The sequence below is a fragment of the Streptomyces sp. MB09-02B genome (assembly GCF_033794485.1).
GTDB lineage: Bacteria > Actinomycetota > Actinomycetes > Streptomycetales > Streptomycetaceae > Streptomyces.
In genome coordinates, this window is the sequence record NZ_JARGEE010000471.1 from 1 (window position 1) to 6,386 (window position 6,386).

Annotated in this window: 5 protein-coding genes; 1 reads left to right on the plus strand and 4 read right to left on the minus strand. The window is 69.7% G+C overall.

Annotation, left to right across the window (positions count from 1 at the left end):
* Nucleotides 1-62: 62 nt before the first annotated feature.
* From P1P70_RS38190 to P1P70_RS38205, 4 genes are all read right to left on the minus strand, one after another.
* Nucleotides 63-1,553 carry an aldehyde dehydrogenase family protein gene (locus P1P70_RS38190; RefSeq protein ID WP_319245966.1) on the minus strand — a complete coding sequence of 497 codons (1,491 nt, stop codon included), beginning with the start codon at nucleotides 1,551-1,553 and terminating at the stop codon, nucleotides 63-65.
* The gene (locus tag P1P70_RS38195; protein WP_319245968.1) at nucleotides 1,550-3,280 is read right to left on the minus strand and encodes a D-aminoacylase; all 1,731 of its coding nucleotides are present in this window, start codon (nucleotides 3,278-3,280) and stop codon (nucleotides 1,550-1,552) included. The genes P1P70_RS38190 and P1P70_RS38195 overlap by 4 nt, the downstream gene beginning before the upstream one ends.
* A gap of 112 nt (nucleotides 3,281-3,392) precedes the next feature.
* On the minus strand, nucleotides 3,393-4,511 hold the full coding sequence (locus P1P70_RS38200; RefSeq protein ID WP_413471641.1) for an LLM class flavin-dependent oxidoreductase: 1,119 nt from the start codon (nucleotides 4,509-4,511) through the stop codon (nucleotides 3,393-3,395).
* A gap of 132 nt (nucleotides 4,512-4,643) precedes the next feature.
* Nucleotides 4,644-5,396, minus strand: coding sequence for a glucose 1-dehydrogenase (locus P1P70_RS38205; protein WP_319245970.1), 753 nt, complete (start codon nucleotides 5,394-5,396; stop codon nucleotides 4,644-4,646).
* A 199-nt stretch (nucleotides 5,397-5,595) separates the two neighbouring features.
* Here P1P70_RS38205 and P1P70_RS38210 point away from each other — a divergent pair, with 199 nt between their 5' ends.
* Nucleotides 5,596-6,330, plus strand: coding sequence for a hypothetical protein (locus P1P70_RS38210; RefSeq protein WP_319245974.1), 735 nt, complete (start codon nucleotides 5,596-5,598; stop codon nucleotides 6,328-6,330).
* The last annotated feature ends 56 nt before the right edge of the window (nucleotides 6,331-6,386 follow it).

Here is a 6,386-nt window from a genome sequence, read left to right on the forward strand (position 1 = left end):
ACCCAACCCACTCATCCAGCCATCATCACCTCAGCCGCGCGCCGAAGGGAGAGGGCATCGGCTCACCCCGGCCAGACGATCGCCTGCGTCTCGCTGTACGCGTGCAGCGCGTACGAGCCCACGTCGCGTCCCACGCCGCTCTGTTTGAAGCCGCCGAACGGGGCCTCCATGTTGCGGCCGACCGTGTTCACGCCCACGCCGCCCGCCCGCAGGCGCCGGGCCACCCGGAAGGCTCGGGCGACGTCGCCGGACCAGACGTAGTCGATGAGGCCGTAGTCGCTGTCGTTGGCGAGAGCGACGGCCTCGTCCTCGTCGTCGAAGGGGAGAGCGACGACGACCGGCCCGAAGATCTCCTCGCGGACCACCCGCATGTCGGGCGTGCAGTCCGCCAGCAGGGTCGGCGCCACCCAGAAACCCCGCTCGTACGGCGGCCGTTCACCCCCCGCCACCACCCGCGCGCCCTCCTTGCGGCCCAGCTCGACGTACGACTCGACGCGGTCGCGGTGGGCCGCCGAGATCACCGGCCCGACCACCGTGCCCGGCGCGCGCGGGTCGCCGACCGGCAACCGGGCGGCGTAGGCGGCCAGTTGGCTCACCAGCCGGTCGTACACGCCGCGCTGCGCGATCACCCGTGTCGGTGCCGTGCAGATCTGCCCGCTGTAGAAGGTGAAGGTGGTGGCGATGCCGGCGACGGCCGCGCCCAGGTCCGCGTCGTCGAAGACGACCGCCGCGCCCTTCCCGCCCAGCTCCATCAGCTGGCGTTTCATCCCGCGCCCGCACACCTCCGCGATCCGCCGCCCGACCGCCGTCGAGCCGGTGAAGCTGACCATGTCGACGTCCGGCGAGTCCACGGCGGCCTCACCGACCTCGGCCCCCGACCCGCTCACCACGTTCACCACGCCCGGCGGAACACCGGCGGCCTCCAGGGCCTCCGCCATGCGGTGGACGGAGAGCGGGTCCTGCGGGGCGGGCTTCACGACCACCGTGTTGCCCATGGCGAGGGCGGGGGCGATCTTCCCGGCCGTGTTGGCCCAGGGGTTGTTGTACGAGGTGACGCAGGTGACCACGCCCACGGGCTGCCGTACGGCGAGGGCGCCCATCACGGCCGCCTTGCCGAAGGGTCCGGCCTCGTTGATCTGGGGCGCGATCGGTTCCTCCACCGGCTCCACGCGCGCGTACCGCTGGAAGCGGGCGGCGCCCACCCCGACCTGCATGCCCCGCGCCGTCCCGGTCGTCGCGCCGCTCTCCGCCTGCGCGAGTTCGGCGTACGGGACGAGGTGGCGCCGTATGTGGTCCGCCGTACGGGCGAGGATCGCGGCCCGCTCGGCGGCGGGCGTCCTCGACCAGGGGCCGAAGGCCTCCCGGGCGGCGGCGGCGGCCGCGTGCACCTGTTCCCGCGAGGCCTCCGGCGCCCACCCGACGACCTCCTCCGTCGCCGGGTCGACCACCGGATAGTGCCCGCCGTCGGGCTCCACCCAGGAACCCCCGATGAACAGCCGCCGCGGCTGCGAGGACTTCTCCGACGCCCCCTCCGAAGACCCCGGCCGACTCACCGCGTACTCACCGTCCGCGTGTCCCGCCCGCTGCGCAGCACCTTGCCGGGTACGGCGCCCGTCACCACGTCGTCGCGGATCGCCTCGACGCCGTTGACCCAGACCGCCCGTACGCCGAGAGCTCTGGAGTCGAGGCGGGGGCTGTCACCCGGCAGGTCGTGCACCAGGGTGGCCTTGCCGGCGTCGACGCGCTCCGGGTCGAAGAGGACGAGGTCCGCATGCCACCCCTCCCGCACCTGGCCCCGTTCCCGCAGGCCGAAGAGGCGCGCCGGGTCGTCCGTGAGCATCTTCACCGCCTGCTCGAGACCGACCAGCTTCCGACCGCGCAGACAGTCGCCGATGAACCGGGTGGTGTACGGGGCCCCGCACATACGGTCCAGGTGGGCGCCGGCGTCGGAACCGCCGAGGAGGACGTCCTCGTGCCGCCAGGTCTCGGCGCGCAGGGTCCAGGAGTCGGGGTCGTTGTCGGTGGGCATGGGCCACAGGACCGTACGGAGGTTGTCGGCGGCGCAGATCTCCACCAGGCACTCGAACGGTTCCTGTCCCCGCTCGGCGGCGATGTCGCGCACGACGCGCCCGGTGAGGCCCTCGTTCGCCTCGCTGTAGGTGTCCCCGATGACGTACCGGCCGAAGTTGGCGAGCCGCCGGAAGACGCCCGCCTCCTTGGAGTCCGCCCGGCGGAGCATCTCCGCCCGCACCTCGGGGTCGCGCAGGCGCTCGATCCGCTCGGGCACCGGCAGGCCCAGGATCGGCCCCCAGCCGGGGATGAGGTTCAGCGCGCAGAACGTGCCGAGCGACATGTTCATGGGCGTGAGGATGGGCATGGTGAGGGCGACGACCCGGCCGCCCGCCTTCCGGGCCCGCTCGCTCGCCTCCAGCTGCCTCGGCACGCGTTCGGGGACGGCCGCGTCGATGGTGAGGACGTTCCAGTTGAGGGGGCGCCCGGCCACCGCGCTCATCTCGACGAAGAGGTCGATCTCGTCGTCGCTGAACTGGTCCAGGCAGCCGGCGACGATCGCCTCGATCTGGGTCCCCTCGTGCTCGCCCACCGCCCGGGACAGCGCGATCAGTTCGGCGGGTTGCGCGTGCCGTGAGGCGACCGGCTGTCCGTCCCCGTCGCTGTGCGTCGAGGACTGCGTGGTCGACAGCCCCCAGGCGCCCGCCTCCATCGCGTCGTGGAACAGCCGCAGCATGGCGTCCAGTTGCTCGGTGCTCGGCTGCCCGCCGATGGCGTCGGGCCCCATCACGTACCGCCGCAGCGCGCAGTGCCCCACCATGAACCCGGCGTTGACCGCGATCCGTCCTTCGAGCGCGTCCAGGTACTCCCCGAAGCCGCTCCAGCTCCAGGGCGCCCCCTCCTCAAGTGCGACCAGTGACATCCCTTCGACCTTGGACATCATCCGCCGCGTGTAGTCGGCGTCCTCGGGGCGGTCGGGGTGGAGCGGCGCGAGCGTGAAGCCGCAGTTGCCGCCCGCGACGGTGGTCACCCCGTGGTTGAGGGACGGCGTCGCGTACGGGTCCCAGAACAGCTGCGCGTCGTAGTGGGTGTGAGGGTCGACGAACCCGGGGGCGAGCACGAGCCCGGCCGCGTCCTCGACCGTACGGGCCTCTTCCGTGACGGTCCCGACGACGGCGATACGCCCGTCCCGTATCCCCACGTCAGCGGTGTACGCGGGGCCGCCCGTCCCGTCCACTACGGTCGCGCCTTTGATCACATGGTCGAGCACCGCGACATCCCTTCCTCCCGGGCACCGGGAACGACGGCTGTGCTGCCGCGCCCTTCAGGGGCGTGGGGAACTGCGCGGGAAGCCCCACCGGGCCCGCACACCGCGACGGCGCTCACCCGGCAGCCCGGAAGCGGGACGTCCGATGCACAGGATCCGTGTCGATCTTCGGAATCACGTGCTCCCCCACCAACCTGATCGTCTGCAGCGTCGCCTCCTTCGGCACCCCCACCGGCAGCCCGAAGCTCAGCTGGTCCGCCCCGGCCTGCTCCCACCGCTTGCACTGCCGGAAGACCTCGTCCGGGTCGCCGCAGATCAACAGCTCTTCCTCGATGAGCAGTTCGATGAACTCCTCGTTGTACTCGGGCAGCGTCTCCGGCCACACGGGGAAGCCGTCCGGCCGGGGGAACGTGTCGTGGTACCGGAAGACGAGGGAGGGCAGATAGTGCAGCCCGCCGTCGACCGCGATGCGCACCGCCTCGTCGTGCGTGGGCGCGCAGATCGCGGTGGTCGTCACCATCACGTTGTCGTTGACGAAGTCCCCGATGGGCTCGGCGTCGACGATGGCGGTCTTGTACTTCTCCAGCACCCACTCCATGTCGGAGACCTTCTGCACGCTGAAGCCGAGCACGCCGAGCCCCTTGCGCGCGGCCATGGAGTACGACGGGGGCGACCCGGCGGCGTACCACATCGCGGGGTGGGACTTCCCGTACGGCTTGGGCAGGATCTTGCGCGGCGGCAGCGACCAGTGCTTGCCCTGGAAGCCGACGTACTCGTCCTGGAGCCACATCTTGGGGAACTCGGCGATGGTCTCTTCCCAGATCTCCTTGGTGTAGTTCATGTCGGTCACGCCGGGGATGAACCCGAGGATCTCGTGCGAGCCGGCGCCGCGCCCGCTGCCGAACTCGAAGCGGCCCTCGGTGAGATGGTCGAGCATGGTGACCTTCTCGGCGACCTTCACGGGGTGGTTGACCTGGGCGAGCGGGTTGAAGATGCCGGAGCCGAGGTGGATCCGGTCCGTCGCGTGCGCCAGGTAGCCGAGGAAGACGTCGTTGGCCGAGAGGTGCGAGTACTCCTCCAGGAAGTGGTGCTCGGAGGCCCAGGCGTACTTGAAGCCGGACTTGTCCGCCTGGATGACGTACTCGGTCTCCTCCATCAGCGCCTTGTGTTCCGCGAGGGGGTCGGTCTCGGCCCGCTTGCCCACGTATCCCTGTACAAAGAGCCCGAATTCCAAGGAGGTTCACCGTCCCACGGTCAGATCCTCAGCTGCTTCTGACTGTCCGTCAGATACCGACACGGCCGACTGTTCCACCGGCCCTGTGGAGCGTCAATAGCTGACGTGCCGTCAGATGGATCCATGGAGCCGTCAGAGGCTCACTCCGGCCAGCCAGCCGCCGTCGATCACGAACGGCTGCCCGGTGATGTAGGACGAGTCCGCGCAGGAGAGGAAGAGGGCGAGGCGGGCGACCTCCTCGGGGCGGCCGATCCGGCCGAGCGGGATGCGCTTGCGGTAGAGCTTGTCGACGGCCTCGGCGGACACCTCGTCGCCCGGGTCGGTCATCGCGGTGTCGACGGCGCCGGGGCAGACCGCGTTGACCCGGACGCCCTTGCGGGCCAGCTCCAGCGCGGCGACCCGGGTGAGACCGACGATGGCGTGCTTGGTCGCCGCGTACGCGCCGACGTACGCCATCCCCGTCAGCCCCGTGTACGAGGCGGTGTTGACGATGGTGCCGCCTCCGGCCGCCTCGATCTCGGGGGCCAGGGTCTTGATGCCGAGGAAGACGCCGACCTGGTTGACCTGAACGACCTGCATGAACTCGTCGAGGGGGGTGTCGACGAGGGAGTTGAAGCGCAGGACGCCCGCGTTGTTCACGAGGCCGTCGACGCGGCCGTGGGCCTTCTTGGCGGCGGCGACCGCCGTGGACCAGTCGGTCTCGCTGGACACGTCCAGATGGACGTAGAGCGCGCCGATCTCCTTGGCGAGGGCCTCGCCCTGGTCGTCGAGGACGTCGGCGACGACCACCTGCGCCCCCTCGGCCCGGAACAGCCGGGCCTCCTGCTCGCCCTGGCCGCGCGCGGCGCCTGTGACGAGGACGACACGTCCGTCGAGCTTGCCCATGAGGACTCCCTTCGCGGTGCGTTGGCCGAGGTCAGGGTACCTCTGTATCTGATGGATCGTCAGAGACGTGTCCGGATGTTCGCCCGAGCGATCTCAAGTGACTGAAGAGTAGGGATGTTTGACTCTGTCAGCGCCGCCGACGAACCCCAATAGTTCTCCACAGGAAGGTAAAGCAGCCCCCAAGGAGAGAACAGAAGACATGGCGAAGAGGCGCTTCAGGAACAAGAAGATCCGATACGTCGCGATCGGCTCTTCCATCGTGACGATCGCGGCCGTGGCCACCGTGTTGCTGCCGTCGGCCAGCGCGGCCGAGGAGCCGACTCCGGAACAGATCATAGACATGTGCAACCGCACGGAGGTGCTCAACGGAAAGGAGCAGGACATCTTCGACTTCGGCGGCCATCCGATCGCCGGACCCAGTTTCGGTTCCGACACCTGTGATTTCGTCGAGACGAAGTTCGAGACCTTCGACGGCCCCACGGAAAAGGTCACCGTGGACTTCCCGAACTGCGAGCCGAACGCCACCGAACCGTCGAAGGTGACCACCGAGTTCTCGAAGGCGATAGGCCAGGGCCAGGGCAAGTACACCGCTACCCAGCAGGGCGCCCTCGGTGGCCTCTTCGGAGCCCTGAGCGGCGGCTGGGTGAAGCACAAGGGCACGCTGGACATGACCGTCAAGACGGCCACCGCCAGCGAGTCGGAACAGCGGGAAGTCCCTGTCGGCAAGGTGATGCACGTGACCTTCACGCCGAAGATGCAGCGCATGACCGGCGAATGGCGGGTGCACCATGACGCCAGTCCCGGCAGCTTCGCCGTGAACCCCACTCCCGAGAGGAACTTCGTGGCGCCGGAGGTCGTCGAGGGTCCGGTCATCCTCGAAAGCGCCGCCGGCACGCCCGGCCTCGCGGACGGCACCACCAAGGTCGTCTCTTAACCCAAATCCCAACCCCACCAGAGAGCAGGAAAACCCTGAGTCCGTCTACGGCTTGA

Bases quoted from the DNA above. Each gene is read 5' to 3' on its own strand.
- P1P70_RS38205 (WP_319245970.1), bottom strand. From the start codon at position 5,396: ATGGGCAAGCTCGACGGACGTGTCGTCCTCGTCACAGGCGCCGCGCGC.
- P1P70_RS38210 (WP_319245974.1), top strand. From the start codon at position 5,596: ATGGCGAAGAGGCGCTTCAGGAACAAGAAGATCCGATACGTCGCGATC.